At 71.2% G+C, this 17,581-nt stretch carries 9 protein-coding genes and 2 pseudogenes; 6 read left to right on the forward strand and 5 right to left on the reverse strand.

The window, feature by feature from the left end; all coding sequences use genetic code 11:
- Positions 1-82 precede the first annotated feature (82 nt).
- Positions 83-3,979, reverse strand: a complete 3,897-nt coding sequence (locus IE245_RS37735; RefSeq protein ID WP_268256567.1) for a DUF6531 domain-containing protein — start codon at positions 3,977-3,979, stop codon at positions 83-85.
- Positions 3,980-3,988: 9 nt separating this feature from the next.
- Here IE245_RS37735 and IE245_RS18660 point away from each other — a divergent pair, with 9 nt between their 5' ends.
- The 4 genes from IE245_RS18660 (at position 3,989) to IE245_RS18675 (ending at position 8,782) form a co-directional block, all read left to right on the forward strand.
- A complete protein-coding gene (locus IE245_RS18660; RefSeq protein ID WP_308436619.1) occupies positions 3,989-4,378 on the forward strand; it encodes a hypothetical protein in 390 nt (129 codons plus the stop codon).
- 749 nt (positions 4,379-5,127) lie between these two features.
- On the forward strand, positions 5,128-5,556 hold the full coding sequence (locus IE245_RS18665) for a hypothetical protein (protein ID WP_189948949.1): 429 nt from the start codon (positions 5,128-5,130) through the stop codon (positions 5,554-5,556).
- A gap of 108 nt (positions 5,557-5,664) precedes the next feature.
- The gene (locus IE245_RS18670; protein ID WP_229851378.1) at positions 5,665-8,349 is read left to right on the forward strand and encodes an AAA family ATPase; all 2,685 of its coding nucleotides are present in this window, start codon (positions 5,665-5,667) and stop codon (positions 8,347-8,349) included.
- A 55-nt stretch (positions 8,350-8,404) separates the two neighbouring features.
- Positions 8,405-8,782, forward strand: a complete 378-nt coding sequence (locus IE245_RS18675; protein WP_189948951.1) for a 6-pyruvoyl trahydropterin synthase family protein — start codon at positions 8,405-8,407, stop codon at positions 8,780-8,782.
- Between the two features lie 1,050 nt (positions 8,783-9,832).
- Here IE245_RS18675 and IE245_RS18680 read toward each other — a convergent pair.
- Positions 9,833-10,030: pseudogene (locus IE245_RS18680) on the reverse strand (pyridine nucleotide-disulfide oxidoreductase); the annotation flags it as partial.
- On the opposite strand from IE245_RS18680, the gene IE245_RS18685 reads away from it, so the two are divergent.
- Positions 10,027-13,221 carry an NACHT domain-containing protein gene (locus tag IE245_RS18685; RefSeq protein WP_189949011.1) on the forward strand — a complete coding sequence of 1,065 codons (3,195 nt, stop codon included), beginning with the start codon at positions 10,027-10,029 and terminating at the stop codon, positions 13,219-13,221. The pseudogene IE245_RS18680 and the gene IE245_RS18685 sit on opposite strands and share 4 nt — an antisense overlap.
- 762 nt (positions 13,222-13,983) lie before the next feature.
- Here the strand turns inward: IE245_RS18685 and IE245_RS38095 are convergent.
- On the reverse strand, positions 13,984-14,307 hold the full coding sequence (locus tag IE245_RS38095; RefSeq protein WP_373305348.1) for a transposase family protein: 324 nt from the start codon (positions 14,305-14,307) through the stop codon (positions 13,984-13,986).
- A 21-nt stretch (positions 14,308-14,328) separates the two neighbouring features.
- Positions 14,329-15,659: pseudogene (locus IE245_RS38100) on the reverse strand (helicase).
- A gap of 84 nt (positions 15,660-15,743) precedes the next feature.
- Here IE245_RS38100 and IE245_RS18700 point away from each other — a divergent pair.
- On the forward strand, positions 15,744-16,700 hold the full coding sequence (locus tag IE245_RS18700) for a hypothetical protein (protein ID WP_373305344.1): 957 nt from the start codon (positions 15,744-15,746) through the stop codon (positions 16,698-16,700).
- 394 nt (positions 16,701-17,094) lie between these two features.
- Here the strand turns inward: IE245_RS18700 and IE245_RS18705 are convergent.
- A partial coding sequence (locus IE245_RS18705) for a transposase (protein ID WP_189948953.1) occupies positions 17,095-17,581 on the reverse strand: 487 nt, incomplete at its 5' end.

The following is a 17,581-nucleotide window of genomic DNA, read 5'->3' on the forward strand; positions in this document are numbered from 1 at the left end:
GTGAACGCCGTGCTGGTCCGGTTCCACTGGGTTGCTCCCCAGGCTGTTCTGCGGGAGTGCCAGGCGAGGGTGCCGTCGCCGGCTACGAGCTCGCTGGGGTGCCGGACAGGTCGGTGACGATGGCGAAGAACCGCCGGTCGACCTCCTGCTGGGAGCTGTCCCTCTTCACCTCGCGCTGGGCCAGGGGCTTGAGCCCGGTGTAGTCCCAGACCAAGGTCGTACCGTGGGCGTCCTCCTCGGCGAGCTGTGACCCGTCCCAGGTGTAGGTCACGGATCGGAGGAGGTGTCCGGCATGGTCGGTGTGGTGCTTTGCCACCCGGCGCCCGAGAGCGTCGTACTGGTACTCCCAGGTGCTGTCGTCGGGGGTCTGGACGCGGGTGAGGCGGTCTTCGGCGTCCCAGGTGAAGAGCCACGTCAGTGACTTCCCGCTGAGCGTGGTGGTGGTCCGCCGGACGACGCGGCCCTGGGCGTCGTAGTCGAAACGGGTGCGGCCGGCCCGCGTGATGCGGGTGCCGTCGTAGCGGCGGTCTCCCGCAGTGTCCTGCCCGGGAGCTTGCGGGGGTAGCGCGGAGTGGGTCGGGTCTCCCGCGGCGTTGTAGGCGTACCGTTCCGTCCAGCCCGCCGCGTGGACGGCGGTGATGCGGCTTGCGGCGTCGACGGTGTACGTGCGGCGGCCGGTGACGCTGTCGTCGATGCCGACCGGCGCGCCGTCCGGCTGGTAGGCGAAGTCTCGCCGCAGGAGGTCGGCGTCCGGCAGACTCAGCGACTGGCTGGTGACGCGTCCGACGGGGTCGAAGCCGTGCCGCAGCGCGAGGCGGCCGTCCAGGATCCGCGAGGTCTCGCGGCCCAGCGGATCACGCTCGAAGCGGAAGGTGTGCTCTCCCATGGCGTACGCGGCCAGCCCGGCCGGTCCGTAGGCGAGGTCGCTGGTGGCGCCTGACGGCGTGCGCCGGCCCAGGGCGTCGTAGGCGAAGACCGTCGTCCGGCCGTTGACGGTCTCCGAGACGACCCTTCCCGCCCTGTCGCGCGTGAGTTGGATGTGCGCGTGGGCGTTGGCGAGGTCGGTGACGTGACCGGCCTCGTCGTGCGTGAAGACGGACTCGGCACCGTCGTCGTGCCGCATGCGGACCACACGCCCGAGGACGTCGCGCTCGAACGTGAGGCTCTGGCCGGCCCCGTTGGTGCGCCGGGTGAGGCGGCCCGCCGCGTCGTGCTCGTACAGCAGCGTCCGGCCGTCGAAGTCGGTCTCGGAAACGAGGCGGCCGGCGGCGTCGTAGTGGTACCGCCACTCCAGGCCCTCCGCGTTCACCACGGAGGTCAGCCGCAGCTCGGTGTCGTGACGGAACCGGTAGGAGCCGCCGTCAGCGGTGGTGCTGCTCGAGGGAAGGTCGAAGTGCTGCGCGGTGTAGCTGCTGACGCGGCCCATGCGGTCCGTGTGACGGGTCAGGTTGCCCTCGCCGTCCCAGTCCCGTTCCTCGCGCGTTCCGTCCGGCAGTTCCCGCCAGGCGGGTTTCCCCTCGACGGTCCACCCCTGGCGGAGCGTGCCGCCGACGGCATCGGTGACGGCGATGACGCGGCCGAACGCGTCCCGCTCACATTGCAGGACCGCCCCGTCCGGTGTCGTGACCCGCACGGGGAGTCCGGCCTTGTCCGTCTCGACGCGTGTCAGCTCGCCGAGCGCGTTGCGCACGCCCGCCACATGTCCGCGAGCGGTGAACTCGTACTCCGTGCGCGCCCCCGCAGGGCCGACGGTCGCCGTACGGTTGCCGCGGTCGTCGTACTCGAGCCTGATCACGGCGCCGCCGCGCTCGGTGACTTCCACCGGCAGGCGCATCGCGTTGTACGTGGCGCTGGTCCGTACTCCGCCGGGGGCCACCAGGTCGACGAGGTTTCCCTGCGTGTCGCGTTCGAAGTGCGTGGTGTGGCCCAGCGCGTCGGTCTCCGTCAGGAGCCGGTCCTGCTCGTCGAAGGAGAAACGGGCCGTGTTCCCCAGCGGATCGGTCTCGGATGTGAGCCGGAGCCGCTGGTCGATCTCGAAGACGGTCGTGGCGCCGGTCGAGTTCGTGTAGCGAGTGATGCGGCCGTCTGTCCGGGCGAGTCGCTCGTACGAGAACGTCGAGGACAGGAACCCGTCCGGCCCGATGGTGCGGACGACCCGACCCAGCTCGTCGTACACGTACCGGAACGCCGAGCCGTTGCGATCGGTCCAGGACGTGATCCGTCCCGCTTCGTCGTAGGTGGACCGCAGGGGCAGACCGGAGGAGTTCGTGACGTCTGTCAGGTCGCCCGCCGCGTCGTACCCGTAACGCAGCACGCTGATGAGGGTGTCGGGGGTCTGGAGCGACAGGCCGGTGACACGGTCGTCCTCGACGCGGAGCACCGCCTGATAGCCGCCGTCGTGGACGACCCCGGTCGGAGCACCGTCGCTTCGCCGTACGAAGGTGATGCCCACCTGGTTGCGGTCCTCCAGCTCGCTCAGCCAGTAGGCGGGGGACTGCCCGTAGGGGCTACCGGTGAAGTACCGCGTGAGCCCCGACACCGGGTCCTGGATGCGGTAGGTCGTGGAACCGTTATCCCGGCCGGCGAAAGCCAACGCCAGGCGGGGCCCCTCAACAGGCAGGACCCCGTCGGCGTCCTCAGGGCTCGGCAGACGTGGGTAGACGAGCACGGACCCGTCCTCACGCGCCCACATCGCGCCTCGCGACGCGGAATCCAGCTCGACACGCTCATCCAGTGTCGACGCCCAGCTGCGCCCGAACCAGCGGCCCCACCGGTACTCCGAAAGGTGTGTGCGGCGCAGGACGAACGGCAGAGAACCGGGAAGGGACAGGTCGGTCTGCGGCAGCGTCATCTCGCCGGTGGCGACGTCGATCGGATCGTTTCTGCAGTTCTTCTTCCCCAGCGGGACGCTGTGGCGCCGCGCGTCGTCCTTGGCGGTGTCCAGCCGGTCCGGCTTCGCCCTTCCGCCGCCCGGGCCACCATGCCCGCGACCGGGCTCGGAGCTTCCCCTGCGGCCGCCCGGACCGTCCGTGTCCCTGCCGTCCTTGGAGTGGATCGCCTTGATCCGGTCGCGGATGTCGTCGTCGGTGTTCTTATGGGTCCTGGAACTGGAAGTGAGGGCGGCAGGAACCTTTTTGCCGATGTGATCACCCAGGTCGTCCAGAGCCTTGGTGAGCTTCTCGGTGACCCCCTCGATGGTGGTGTCGAGCACCGCGGTGAGGGAGTCCTTCCCCTTGGCCCGACCATGGTGGGACTTGGCCTTGCCCAGCTTGCTCCTGGAGACGCTCTGCATGGTGACCTGCACGCCGGCCAGGTGGGTTCCGGTGTTGCGGTGCGCGTCGTGGTCGATCTCCGGGCCGCCCCGCGGTCCCGGCACCGAAGCGCCCGCGGCGGAGTTGAGCCGCAGACCGTCCTTGCCGGCCTGCACCGTCTGGCCGGTGTCGTAGCCGTTCTGTACTCCGGCCGCGTTCATCGCCGTCTGGATGGCGAGGTCGGCGACGATGTTCTCGATCGCGGCGACCGCGGGCTCGGTGAGGGTCGCGACGATCTCCGCGACGGCCGCCTCCGCCATCTCCTTGAGGATCCGCTTGAACGCGATACGGGTGGCCGCGATCTTCGCTCCGGCGAGCAGCGTCGACAGACCCGCGGTCACCGGAGCGAAAGCGAGGGAGATACCGACCGTGCCGCACAACTCGGCCAGTTCCCCCACCGCCAAGGCCTTACGGGCGACGATGATGTCCGCCACCCGGTCGAGAGCTCCCGCGACGGTACGGGCAGCCTTCGCGAGGTCCTTGTGCTTGCCCTGCACCTTCGACCAGTGTTCGTCCAGAGCGCTCAGCGACTCGCTCTGCCCGGTGGAGAGCAGCTTCTGCACGTGGCCGAACGCGGCACCGGCATCCTCGTCCGCGTCCCCGGCGAACTCCCGCAGCGCGTCCGCCATGTCCCGGTAGGCGTCCTCGTCGACGTTCGGCCACCCCACACCGATCACATGGACGAGAGCTTGCAGATCATCGGCGTGACGACCGTGCCGGGCGGCTGCGTCGTCACACAGCCCTGGGGTTACGCGCCGCAAATGCCGGGCGTACTGACCCGGTTGGCCGCCGACACGATCTGCTACGGCCTGTACGCCAACCCCAAGAGCGGCAGCCAGGGCAGCATCGCCCGTCAGGGAATTGCCGAGGGCCGGGACCTGCACCCGGGCGTGGCCCCGCGCGAGAACAGCACCTCCGAGGAGGTGGTGGCTTCGTACCTCTACCGGCACAGCGCTGTGGCCTACTCCTGCGCCTTCGCAGGACTCCGGCTGACCGACAGGCGCGCGGTGGTCGGACCTCCCGATGCGTGGGTCGAACTGCCCCGCCGCGACTACTGGAGTCACTGACGCGAGACACCTGGCGTCGAGGGCCTGCGGCGCGTCGAGGTGTATGTGGGAGCCCCCGCGTACCTGGAGTCGCGCAGACAGCGGCAGTTGATCCAGGTCGCGGCCCGGTCGCTGAAGGCCAAGCCCGAGGATTTGGCGGCCGCCATGGAGCGGCTGCAGGAGGCCCAGCGGGCCGGTAGCGGGAACCCAGGAGCTTGCGGTGTGCGCTGGACGAGCACGTGGCGGGGAATCTGGTCCGGCAGGCGCAGGACGGTGTCGTGCTGGCCCGCTGTGACGGATACGGCCAGGCGGACCTGAGGCAGCTGGCCGCGACGGCCCTGGTTGCCCCAGCGGGGCGGGTCGTGGGGCTGATCGGGGCCCCGGAGGGCAGCAGCGTCGCGCTTGCGGTCGCCTTCACCGAAGGCGAGGGCGATGCGCCTGCTGCCATCAAAATCGCTGCGAAGACGGTCGATGACGGTGGTGGCGAGAAGGACCCGCGGCGGGCCGTGCCGACGACAGGGACGTGTCCCGGATCGACGAGGCCATGGAAGTGCTCAGGGGCGAGCTCCTCGGCCGGGTGGGCGGTGAGCGATAGCCCCGTAAGGCCCGGCGCGGAATGTTTGCCCTCCAGGAGACGCGGTCTTCCACTGACCTGCGGCGATTTGCTGAGTATTTCCAATTTTAGGATAATGCTTCCCCAGGAGCCTCATCCGCTCCGCGCTGACCTGAGGCGACGGGATATTCTCCAAGTCCGCAGCCTCGGGGGGCAGGTGATCGTCTCGCCGGCCCTCGTCGCCTTCTCCTTGGAGCTGTACCGCTCGCTGTTCACGGTCAGCCGCATCGTGCGCGACTTCGCCTTCTTGGGTGGATCGGCCCAGAAGCCCGTGACGCTGTTCCAGCAGTTGCGGCTCTCCAGGCGGATGCGGATCTGCGGCCCGGAGATGTGGTGGGTGCGGGCGTTGCTGTCCGCGGTCGCGGGGGAGGCCGTCGGGATCATCGCGCACCAGGCCAGTGCGACGGACACGGCTTCGGTCCTCATGACGTTTCGCATGATCGATTCAATCGGTGGCGGGCCAGGCGGGTGCGCAGGGGACGGGCAGGATCACCCGGGCGAGCGTCGGCTGCGGGCACCTCCGTTCCCCATGCGGTCCGGCCATGATCGGAAACATCCGGCCACCGGGTGGCACGCATGTGACTGAAACTGTGCTGGTGCAAGTCGTCATGAGGGCAAGTGATCTACGGTGGTCCTTCGAAGAGTTCGTTCGGGCAGGCTGGTTCTGCGTCGGCTGAGGCTACGGGGGAGTGTCGTGCGGACCGAGTTCGTCGACCGTGTGGAGCACATGGCCGAGCTGCGCGCGCTGGCGGAGGGGCTCTCCGCGGGGCGTGGCGGGGCGGTCGTCCTGGACAGCGTCGCCGGGATGGGCAAGTCGTCCCTGCTCGACGCGTTCGCGCGGCTGTCGGAAACGGACCCTGGTCTCGAGGCCCTGAGGGTGGTGGGCACCCGCTGCCATCCGGGCATCGGCCCCGGACTCGTATACGGCCCTGTCGTGGACCTCATGCTCCCGCTGGTCCAGACCGTGAGGCAGCCGGGACCGCTGCGACAGTTCCTGGGTCTGACGCGCCGCGGCCTGGTGAAGTCCGCGCCCGAGCTGCTGTCGACGATGGTGCCCGGCCTCGGCGCTGCCTTCACCATCGGGCAGGAGGTCACGCGGGCGTCGCTGGCCACGGGCTCGATGCCGTTCGACAGCCTGCAGCCCTTCCAGCAGGGAGTGGCGCTGCAGATCACCGAGGCTGTTCTCGACCTCGCCCGTTCGGGTGGCCCGGTGATGCTGACCATCGACGACGTCCAGCACATGGATCCCAGCAGCATGCTGGTGATCGACCGGCTCCTGCGCCACCTCGCGGACGCCCCGGTCGGGCTCGTGCTCAGTCACACGACCGACGGGGCGCAGGGCGGCGGCCACGCGGCCATGGTCGAGGAGATGCTCCAGCGCTGGGCGGACGACGGCGTGCTGACCCGGCGCAGGCTCGGCGGCCTGCCCGCCGACGCCATCCACGAGCTCGTGCGGAGCACCCACCCCACGGCGCCACCCTCCTTCTCCGAGAAGCTCGCCCGGCTGACGGAGGGGCATGCCATCTTCGTACGCCTGTGCCTGGACGAGTGGCGTCAGGACGCCGGGGACGAGATAGAGCTGCCGCCGAGCCTGTCGCGGGTCGTCGAGGCACGCATGCGGATCCTCTCGGACGCGGACCGCGAACTCCTCGCCGTGGCCGCGACCCAGGGCAGCGTCTTCCTCTCGCGGGTCGTCGCGAGCGTCCTGGACGCCCGCGACAGCGACGTGATGGAACGGCTGCGCCGTATCGCCGGCACGGGCCTCATCGAGCTGACCGCCCCACCGGCATGGGCGGCGGCCGAAGCGGCGGACTGCTACCGGTTCCAGCACGGCGCGCTGTGGCGGGTCGTCTACGAGACGCAGAGCCCCGGACAGTCACGGACACGGCACGCCGCGGTCGCCCGCGCCCTCACGGCGGAGCACCCGGACGGCACCACCCCACCGCTGCCACTGCTCCTCGAGATCGCCGGCCACCTCCGACGCGGCGGACCGGGCTGCCTCGCCGCGTCCGCGGAAGCCCACTACACCCTGGCCAAGTCGGCGGCCACCGAGGGACTGTCGTTCGCGGAGGCGGAACAGCACTGCGAGGAAGCCATCCGCGCGACCCGGAAACTGCCCCCGGGCGATCCCACGCGCGACCGCATGCTGATCCAGGCCACCGAGCTGCTGCTCTCCCTCACGGAGGTGAGATGGCGGGGCAACAGCGTGTCGGCGGGTGGTCCGGACATCGACGCCCTGGCGGCCGAGGCGGAGGCCGCCGCCGCACGGTGCGCGGCACCCGGACTCCGCATCCGCACCGCACTCCTGCGCGGCAAGACCCTGCTGGCGACCGAGGGACTCGTGCCCTCGCTGGCCAAGCTGAGGGAGGCCGTCGATCTGGCCGAGGAGCACGGGGACCCCGTCGCCCTGTTCGTCGCCAGGGTCGAGTACGGCCGCCAGGTGTCCAAGCGCCGGCTCTCCGACGGACTCGCCCAGCTCCAGGAGGCCGAGCGCCTGTATGCCACCGACCCGCGACTCGGCGACCGGGACGACCCCGTCCTCCAGCACGCCCGGAACCTGGGCGAGATGCAGCTCGGCGTCTCGCTCTTCGACAGCGGACACCTCGGCGAGGCCCTGGAGCGGCTGCGCCGCTGTACGGAACGCCTGGCCGGCGAGTCCCTTCAGGCCGAGCGGCCCATAGCGCTCAACTACCTCGCCCAGGTGTACACGGCCCTCGGGGAGGAGGCGGAGGCCGAGGAGGTCCTCCGTACCGCCCTGGACCTCGAGGCCGAGCGGGGCGGGGACAGCGGTTGGCACGCCTACAACACCGCCCTCCTCGCGCACCTGCTCGTCCGGCGCCCCTCCCGCAGCGCGGAGGGCATCCGCCTGATGGAGAGCGCCTGGGCCGAGACCGAGCGGACCTGGCTGGCCAACCTGGTCCCGATCGTCCGGAACCTGTACGCCCAGACGTTGCTGGACGCTGCCGTGCCGCCTGCCGACGCCCGGGAGCGCGCGGCCCGACTGGTCGTGGACACCATCCTGGAGACCCGGCGCAGCGGCATGGTGCGCAGCGAGATCGCCGCGCTCGCGCTCCGCAGCCGCGTCCTGCTGGAGCAGGGCGACCGGGAAGAGGCCGAGGTTTGCGTACGGGACGCCCTTCGCGTGCTCAACGAGGTCGGGGACATGCCGGCCCTGCGCACCGAGGAGGTGCTCCACCAGGGGGCCGTCGTGCTTCGGGCCACGGGGAACCACGCCGAGGCGGACGCACTGCTGGCGCGAGCCCGGGCCGTGATCCTCCGCAAGGCGGAGGGCATCGCGGACGCTCGCCTCAAGGAGGGGTTCCTCCGGAACGTCCCCCTGAACCAGGCCGTCCTCGGCGCCGTACGGAACGTCCGGTGAAGGCCCGGACCTGGAGAGTGTCGGCCCAGGACCGCTGTGTGAGACTGGTGCGGCCATGCTGACCATCACCAAGGAGTTCCACTTCTCCGCGAGCCACGTGCTCGACCGGCTCCCCGCATGGCACCAGTGCGCCCGGATGCATGGGCACAATTACATCGTGGTCCTGGAGCTGTCCGCGCCGCGAGAAGCGCTCACCGAGGCGGGGTTCGTCCGTGACTACCGCGAGCTCGATGCGTTCAAGAAATGGATGGACGACACCCTCGACCACCGGCATCTGAATGAGGCGATGGGGGGGGGGGATGTCTCTCCCTCGGCTGAGAATCTCGCCGTGTGGATCTTCGACCTCTGGCACGAACGCCTGCCGGAACTCACCGCGGTCCAGATCTCGGAGACCCCCAAGACCTGGGCGACCTACCGGCCGACGGCTCGGTGAACCGAAGAGAACCCGGGCAGGTGTGAGGATCTCGTTCCACCGGTGAAGGGGATCGTCATCACGGCGCCCGGCGCGCCTTTCGCCCCACCACATGCGGGGGCGCTGAGGTGTCGTCTGCTGAGCTGCCAACTGTGGACAGTGGGGATTCCCCTTTGCGTGTGATGAGGGCTTGACGGGATTCTCAGCGTCCAGCCCATGTCCTCCCCGGAGGATCACGCCTACGCTGAGCCTGCTGCGTCCGAAGGGTCCGTACCCGTTCAGGCCTTCAGGCTCCGTCCGCGTGAAGGGAACGCCTTGCCCACTTCCCCTACCGAGAAGGGCCGGTGCCGACTCTGCGGCGGTTCCATACGGATCGATCGGCGCACCGGGAAGGTCCTCGCCCACCCTCGCGCCGACCGGCGAGCCGGCCAATGCCCGGAGTCGGCTAAGCAGCGCTATCGGCCTGGAGCGCCCCAGACGCCCCTCTACGTGCTCTCCGCCACCGGCACCTCGCCCGCAGTGGCACGTCGGCCGCGAAGCACGATCCGGGAAGTGCCTGTGCCGCGCCCCTCGTGGATCCCGCTGTGGGGCGACGTCGAAGCCCCCGTCGTCACCCTTCCCGCCAAAGGGCGTACCGGCTACTGGATCCCCGAGCACGGCTGGCAGAAGCACGAGCGGTTCGTGCACGACCATGTACACGGCGGAGCCAGGCCGGAGTGGGAGCGGAGCACCGACTCCTGGGCCGTGGCCACGGACCACTTCATCGAACTCGCCGGGACTCTCGTACAGCGACACGGTCGCATCCTGCTCGGTAGAGAGTTCAACAGCTCCGAGCAGTGCAACCCCCGCTGTAGGAGCGCACGGGGTTACGTCTGCACGTGTTCATGCCGTGCGCGCAACCATGGGGGCGGTGGCTGGATGCGCGGTTGGCGTGTCGCGGACGACACCACACTGATCGTCGACGGACGCTCGTGGAGCTGGACCATGCTGGAGAAGATCTCGCCAGGGGCATCGCGCCCTCGGTAGATCACTTGACGGACGCCCTTGCCACCGCCTCGTACCCACGCTTCCTCAGCCCTCGGCGAGCAACTCCCGGGCCGCGTAGTAGGCGTGAAGCGCGGCTTCGCTGCCGGAGCCCAGGGCGGTCATGATCCGTTGGAAGCGGGCGGAGCGGAGGTCGCCGGCCACGATGACGCGGGGGTGCTGGCCGATGGGAGGGCAGTAGCCGTCCGGGCCGTGGGTCAGGTCGCCGGGCGGGGCGGTCGGTGGAGGCCCGAAGGCTGGAGGACCACCGTCAGGCCGGCGGCACCGAGGCGCTGCTCGCCAAACAGCACCTGGAGGGCTACGACGACGGTCGCGCCTCGGCAGGCTCCGGACACCAGGTCGGCGCCCCGTGGGAGCCCGGCTCCGAACTCGACCAGGCCGTCGAAACCCACCTGCGGGCCTTCTGCCGCGAGCCGGGCCGGCCCGGACCGCGACAGGGAAGCGGCCGGCCCGGAACGGGCGCCGCCGGCGGCGGAGGCGGACCCGTGGAGCCGCTCGCCGAGCGGATGCGCTCGACGCTCGTGTACGCGGCGGCCCGTGGGCTGCCCCTCGGGCAGCTGATCCGCCACCCGCTGTCGCTGCGCATGCTGTTCGACGTGTACGCCCCGGGCGGGCCACGCGACAAGGACATCGACGTCACCGACCTCTTCCTGGAGTACTGGGACGCCCGCGTGGTGGAGGACGTCCGGCACGCCGTCGGCGAGGAACCGGCCGGCGAGCAGGCGCGATGGGACCTGTCCAAGGAAGTACGGGTATTGGGGCTCGCCGTGCTGCGCGCCGGAAAACCCGAGCTGGAACGCAAGGACGCGACGGCCGTCCTCATGGCGCACGCGGGCCTCAAGCGGGGCCGGGCCGCGCAGGCGGTCGCCGTACTGCTGAACCGAGGTGTCCTGCGCGTCGGGGAGGGCGACCGCATCGCTTTCCACCACCAGGCGTTCGCGGAGCACGCGGCGGGCCAGGCCCTGAGCCGCGCACCCGGCGGTGTCGCGGCGGTGACGCGCCGCGTCATGGCGCACCCCGACGACCTGCTGCTCGCCGAAGCCGCGCGGCACGCCTTCCACATCGCGGACCGCGACGGCACGACGGACTTGTCTTCCGTGCTGGAGGAGCTGATGCGGCATCGGCACGCTGCCACCCGGCTCACCGCACTGCGCATCCACGCCGGACTGCGCCACCCGTCCGTGACGGCGGTGTCCACGGCCGTCGAGACGCTGGGGAACGCCGACCCCTGGCAGACCTCGTCGTACATGACGGTGCTCTCCGGCACGAGCAACCCCGGACCGGCGGCCTGGCCGCACACCCTGCGCGCCATCTGGGCCAGGGAGAACCGTCAGGACCGCCGCCGGGTCCTGATCGCCGTCACCCACCTGGCGTACCAGCAGCCCGCCGAGGCCGCCTCCTTCCTCGCCGGCCTCGGTCTGCTCGGCTTCGACGAGCAGGAGGCCTTGGGCTGTCTTCCGGTCGGTCCGGACCTGACCCTCTTCCTCCTGGGGCTTCACGCGGCCGAGCCCGGCAGGTGCGCGACCGCCCTCACCAGACTGCTGGACGCCGCGGTCTCCTTCCGCGACAAGCCGGTCCTGACGCACACCCTGGCCGCGCTGCCCCACCTCGCCGCCGAGGACCCCGTCCGGTACGACGGGCACATCGCCCGGCTGCCCGGGCTCCTCGACGGGCTGAAGGGGAGGGAGTGGCAGGCGAGTCTCGACAAGCTCGTCCCCGTGGCGGCCCCGGCCTGGGCGGCGCCCCTGCGGACGGCGACGGTCCCGCGGCTCGAGGAGCTCGTCGGAGCCGTGGCGGAGGAGCTGGCGGCCGGCGCCCTCGGCCCGTCTGTCGCCCTGCGCCTGCGGGGCCTGGCCGAGGCCCTCGCCGACCGTCCCTCCCGGCCGGTCGCCCGCTTCCTGGACCTCCTCGCCGGCGCCGCCACCACGCCCGAGTCGGCCGAGTACCTCGCCAAGTACCTGCTGGCGCCCCTGCTGTCCCGGGAAACGGCCCGGCCCGGCGCCGCCGCGTCCCGCGACTGGTGCCGCGCGCATCTGACGGTCACGGAGACGGTGGACGTGGAGCGAGGCGCCCCGGGAGCGATCGCCAAGGCCCTCGACGCGGACAAGGTACCGCTGCCCGCCGAGACCGTCGCTGCCTGTCTGTGGCGGCCACGGAACCCGGCGGGCGTCTCCGACGACGACCTGCGGCACTGGCTGCGGGAGCCCTGGCCCCCGTCGCTCACGGTGGCGGCCGCGGCGGGGGGACACCCCGTCGCCGTACGCGCCCTCGCCCTGCACGTCGACACGGCACCGCCCGAGAGCGACGCACACGCGGTACGGCTCCGCGAGGCCCTCGGCCGCCGGTCCGCCGATCACCCCGACCGGCTTCTCGACCCGCTGTGGAAGGACGCCACCGGCAGCGGCGACCTCAGCGGCCTGAAGCGGCTGGCTCTGCTCGGCCCCGAGATGCTGACCCGCGCCCTGGAAGACGCGGGCCACCGGAAGACGCTGACCGCGATCGGCAGGGCCCTCCAAGAGGCGCCCGCGGGCTTCAAGGCGATCGGGCTCAGGCTGGAGATGAGGGCGGTCACCCAAGGCGGCCTCCGCCCGGTGACCGTGGACGAGTCGCTCGCCTGGCTGACCGCGACCCGCGACGGAGAGGTCCACAAGGCGGTGCTGAAGGGCGTCGGTGGTCAGCTGCGCCAGCAGGCGTCTCTGTGGCGCGATCAGAATCCGTCGCCCCGGCTGGATCCGGTCCTGCGGGTCGTGGAGGAGCGGGGCCGGGAAGTACGGCAGGCGGCCGGTCCGCCGTACGACCACCACGCCCGCCAGTTCATGCTGGCGGCCAACGAGGCGTATCTGCTCAGGATCGCCCTGCGCGCGCACTTCGACGACCTCACGACCGGGCCGGTGGACGACATCCTCGCGCCCCTGGAGGAGCTGGTCTTCGCCGAGCTGCCCGTGCACCTGCCGCCGGGTGACGGTGAGATCGCGCTCCCCGCGTGGCGCCGCCGCTTCGAACACCTTCCGCACCTGTGCCGCCGCCTCGCCGCCGCGGGCCATCGCGACGCCGCCCGCGCCCTGCTGGACCGCGTCCTCGACTTCACCAACCAGGTCCACCCCTCGGGCAAGGGCAGCTGGCGACAGCGGCTGGCCGACGACTGGCGGTCCTACCTGCGGGTGGTGAGTCTGGAGGACCGGGACCGGCTGACCGCCACGATCCTCGACCTCGCCCGGCGGGACATCTTCTTCGCACGGCAACTGGTGGAAGTGGCGGCCCAGTGCCTCGGCGACATCTCCCCCGAGCTGTACGCCCTGATGCGCGACGAGACGACCCCGCCGGCCCTCATGCCCGCCTTGCGCGGCACGGCGTCGTGGGCGGGCCGGGCGGGACACGGCGGCCAATGGGCGGAGGTCTTCGCAGAGGTGCGGTGAGGTGTCGCGGCAAGGACGGCGGGAGACGGAGGGGCGGTCGCCACGGGCCGGGTCTGGCCCGTGCGGGCTGGGCCACCCGTACGAGCGCCTGTCAGAGGATGCCCTTCCACTGCCAGGGGCGGTTTCCGCGGCGGCCCGGGAGACAGTCCACGCGGCACTTGGGCCTGTGAGGCCCACTCGGGATGTGTGGCGGCGTGCCGGGCGGCGGACGAGACCATCCGCAGCTCGCGGGTCCCGGCGCGGAGACGGTAGGGGCGTCGGCGACGTCGCGGCCGTAGGTGTCGCAGAAGCGGCGGTACTCCGCGGGGGAGACCGCGCCCGTCGTCCGGCAGCCGACCGCCGTCGAGACGAGGACCCAGCCGGCCGGGCCCAGCGGTTCATGTCCCGTGCGGCGTCCGGTGAGGTCAAGGAGTGCCAAGGCCTGGCGAGAGCGTCAGGTCTTGGCGGCGGGTGTCTTCCCGAGGCGTTGAAGCAGATGCTCCTGGCGGCGCTGGACATCACCGAGGCCGTCATCGCCCGGAGCCTGGACAGAGCGCCAACCAGACTTGCTCACCGTCTCGTTGAAGCGGAGAGGCGGCCGCCCGGGCGAGACGACCAGTGTCATGGCGAAACCCCGGTCGTCGGCCGTACGAAGCGTCCGACCGCTCCTACGACTGCCACGGTGCGACGGAAGGCGATATCGGCTGGATGACCAGCGGGCGCGGTCACAACTGGCCAGCCGACAGGAAGCCCGCTCGGGTGGCACAGACCCCTGTCGGCCCGTCAGAGCTGCGCCCGGTCGGCGGGTCTCGTACGGTCACGGTGGGGCCGGCGTACAGGACGGCCGCCCCACCGGATGGTGCCGGTCTCCGAATTCCCCGAGCGGGGCCGGCACCCTGGACCGGATCTGCCACTTCCCACGGGCTCGGCCGGAAGGCGCTGGACGACGGACGTGACGTAGGCGTGGGCGATGCCGACGGATATGCCGAAGTCGGCGGCGATCTGCGCGAGCGTGTGGTGGGGGCGCAGGCAGACCAGGCCTACGAGGGCACGCTGGTGAGGCGGGAACTTGCAGCCTCGGCCACTCCCAGGGGGACGAGCATGGATACCCCACCACTCTGAAAGAGCTCAGTGTCGTGATCCGCCGTCGGCCGTGAGGTACTCCATGACCACCTGGTGGGCCCGCCACCCGTCCGGGAACTTCGGTGGTACGTCGAGGTAGACAGGGCTGCTGCGCGGGTGCCGGTCCAGGAGGTCGGTGATGCCGGCGCGGGCTACCACGATGCAGGCGAAACGGTGGTGGGAGAGCAGGACGCAGAGGCGGCCGGTCTCCATGTGGAAGTCGGAGGCGTCCTGGCGGCCGGAGAGGGGGTGCCAGACGAGGGTGACGTCGAACTCGCGGCCCTGGAGGCGGTTGGCGGTGTCGACTGTGATGCCGGTGAGGACCCGCTTCTTCAGGAGCGTGCGTACCGCGTCCGCCTGGACCGTGCGGGCGGCGCCGATCGCGATGCGGGACTCGGTCAGCGGTTCGCCGTTGACCTGGGCTCCTCGCTCCAGCAGCCGGGCCGCGGTTTCCGTCAGGGCTTCGGCCACCTCGGGGTCGTCGTCGAGGGTGTGCCGGGCGGAAAGCTCCAGCAGGCCCCAGCCCGTCTCGGCCGCGCGGGCGAGGACGGTGTCCGGCTGCGTCGTGCGGTGGGGCGCGGTGCGGTAGCCGAGGACGCGGTCTGCCGCTTTCGTGCCGGAGACGAAGGAGGAGAACGGGTAGAAGGCCTTCTGCACGAGGGGGCCGCCCTCTCCGGCAGCCGCCAGGAGACGGGGAGTTCGTGGCGGAGCATCCGATCGCGGTTGTGTGCCAGGGTCACGTCGACCGCGTTGCGGAGCGGGTCCCAGGTCAGGCCGTGCCAGCGGTCGGTGTCCACGGTGGCGAAGGGGTCGAGCTGGCCCGGGTCACCGACGAACAGCACCTGGGAGTCCTCCTCGGAGAACAGGGGCGCCGTCGCGAGGAGTGCGTCCGATCGCATCTGATGGGCCTCGTCCACGATGGCCTTGCGCCACGGAGCGCACTTGTCGGACTTGACGTACGACCACTTCTTGGCGGTGGAGACGACGATCGGCAGGTCGCGGAGGGCGGGGGCCTCGTTGCTGCCGCGCACCTGCGGGTGCCGGGTCACGCGCTCGGGCAGGACGAACCCGTTCGCGTGCAAGCGGACCGGGCCGAGCAGACGGTGGCCGCCCGGGACGACGTCGTCCGCGACGCGACCGCCCACCTCGCCCGCCGCGAGACCGGGGTGGCGGAAGCGCTGCGCACCCTGAGCCGCCGGGCCGCCGAGCACGGCCTGCCCACCGACCGCGACCGGCTGCGGACGCTCTCCGAGGCCGTCGACAGGTTCCGCGACCTCGCCGACACCTGGATCGACAGCCGCATCACCGCCGACACCGCCGCCGACCGGGTCCGGCAGACGGCCGCGCAGGCGGACCGCTCCCGCCGCGCCGCCGGCGAACACGCCAAGGACGCGGCCACCGCCGAGGCCAAGGCCGCCGGGATGACGGCGCGCCTGGATGCGGTGGAGGCCACCGTGGGGGAGGACTACCGCCAGATCGTTGCGCGCGTCGGCGAGGCACGGACCGAACGGGACCACTGCCGGAGAGAAGTCCTTCGGGCGACGGCACTCCTCGTCGGCCTGGCGGGCCGCATCGGAGAACTGAGGGCCACGAGCGCCCAGGACGCGGAGTTGCGGGAGAAGGCCGTCGCGGCCCGCGACGGAGCGGCCCACCGGTTCCGGCACCTGTGCCTGGTCGGCCTGGCCGAGGACGCCGGATGGGCACCGGGACTCGACGCGGGCGACGGCACCCGGGCCACCCTCGACGCCGCCCGCGCCCTCGCCGCCCAGTGGCCGAGCCTCCCGTACGCGCCGCGGAACCTCGGCGACGCCGCCAGCCGCCTGTCCGAAGCCGTCCACGAGGCCCGCGGACACCTCGGCGTCCGCGCCGACCTCGATCTGGAACCCGACGACGACATCCAGCTCTTCAGCGCCGCCCTGGACGGCGTACGCGTCGGAGCGGCCGGGCTGCTCACCACGCTCACCCAGGAACGCGACCGCAGCCGTGACGACATCAGCACCGCCGAACGACGGCTCTTCGACCAGATCCTCACCGGCGACATCCGCCGCCACCTCGCCGCCCGCATCCGCAGGGCCGGCAAGCTCGTCCAGCACATGATCGAGACGTCGACTGCTCCCCGTGCTGTCGGGGGTCCGCATGGTGGGTCCGTACAACGGGCTGATCACGCAGCCGCAGGCCACGTCATCCAGCCTCGTGGATCTGCGGCTGAATGCCATGCTCCACGTTCCACAGGTGTTGCCCGGGAGGTCTATGAGCAGTTCGGGGTCGGCTCGGTGGTGCCGATGGGGGGCCGGCCCGCGGCAGTCAGCTTGCGAAGGCCGGTAGGTCACCACAAGGCACGCTCCCGTGCCTCGCAGACGGCCTCCCACTCGGCGTAGGTCTGACAGTCCTCGGCGCCGCGTGCGCGCCAGGCTCTGCCGGCCTGGGCGATCGACGCGAGGATTCGGTCACGGATGACGAAGGTCGGTACATCCGGTTCCGGTTCGATGGACAGGGGCGTGTTGCGGCGCAGGCGGTTCAGGACCCCCAGGAAGGCCTGGTTGGGAGGTACGCCCATCTGGGGTTTCTCCGAGGTCTGCGCGACAAGGAGCGACGGCGCCTGATCGGCGGGTCTGCGCCCGCGAGCCAAGATCAGGCCGACGGCGGAGCGAGGCCTTCGGGGTACGTACCAGCTGGCTAGTTCGACGGCGATCTCAGCGGCGGAGCGGCCGGCGAGGATCCACGGCCTCAGGGGGGTCTGTCAATCGAACGGTGTAATGAGGGTGGTTGGGGTTACTGACGGGCTGCGGAGAGCCGGCCGTCGAAGGTGATGTCGAAGGCGTTCAGGGCGGTCTTCCAGCGCAGGGCCCAGCGGGCCTGTCCCTTGCCGGTCGGGTCGAGGGACATGATCGCCATGTAGACGCACTTCAGGGCGGCGGTCTCGTTGGGGAAGTGTCCGCGGGCCTTGACCGCCCGCCGGATCCTGGCGTTCACGGACTCGAACGCGTTGGTCGTGCAGACGATGCGGCGGATCTCTGTGTCGAAGCGGAGGAACGGAGTGAACTCTTCCCAGGCGTTCTCCCAGAGCCGGATGATCGCCGGGTACTTCCGGCCCCAAGCGTCGGCGAACTCGGCGAACCGTTCGAGTGCAGCCTCCTCCGTCGGCGCCGTATAGACCGGTTTGAGGAGCTTGGCGATCTTGCCCCAGTCCTGGCGGGCGGCATAGCGGAAGGAGTTCCGCAGCAGGTGGACCACGCAGGTCTGCACGACCGTCTGCGGC

The organism is Streptomyces roseolus (assembly GCF_014649855.1).
GTDB lineage: Bacteria > Actinomycetota > Actinomycetes > Streptomycetales > Streptomycetaceae > Streptomyces > Streptomyces roseolus.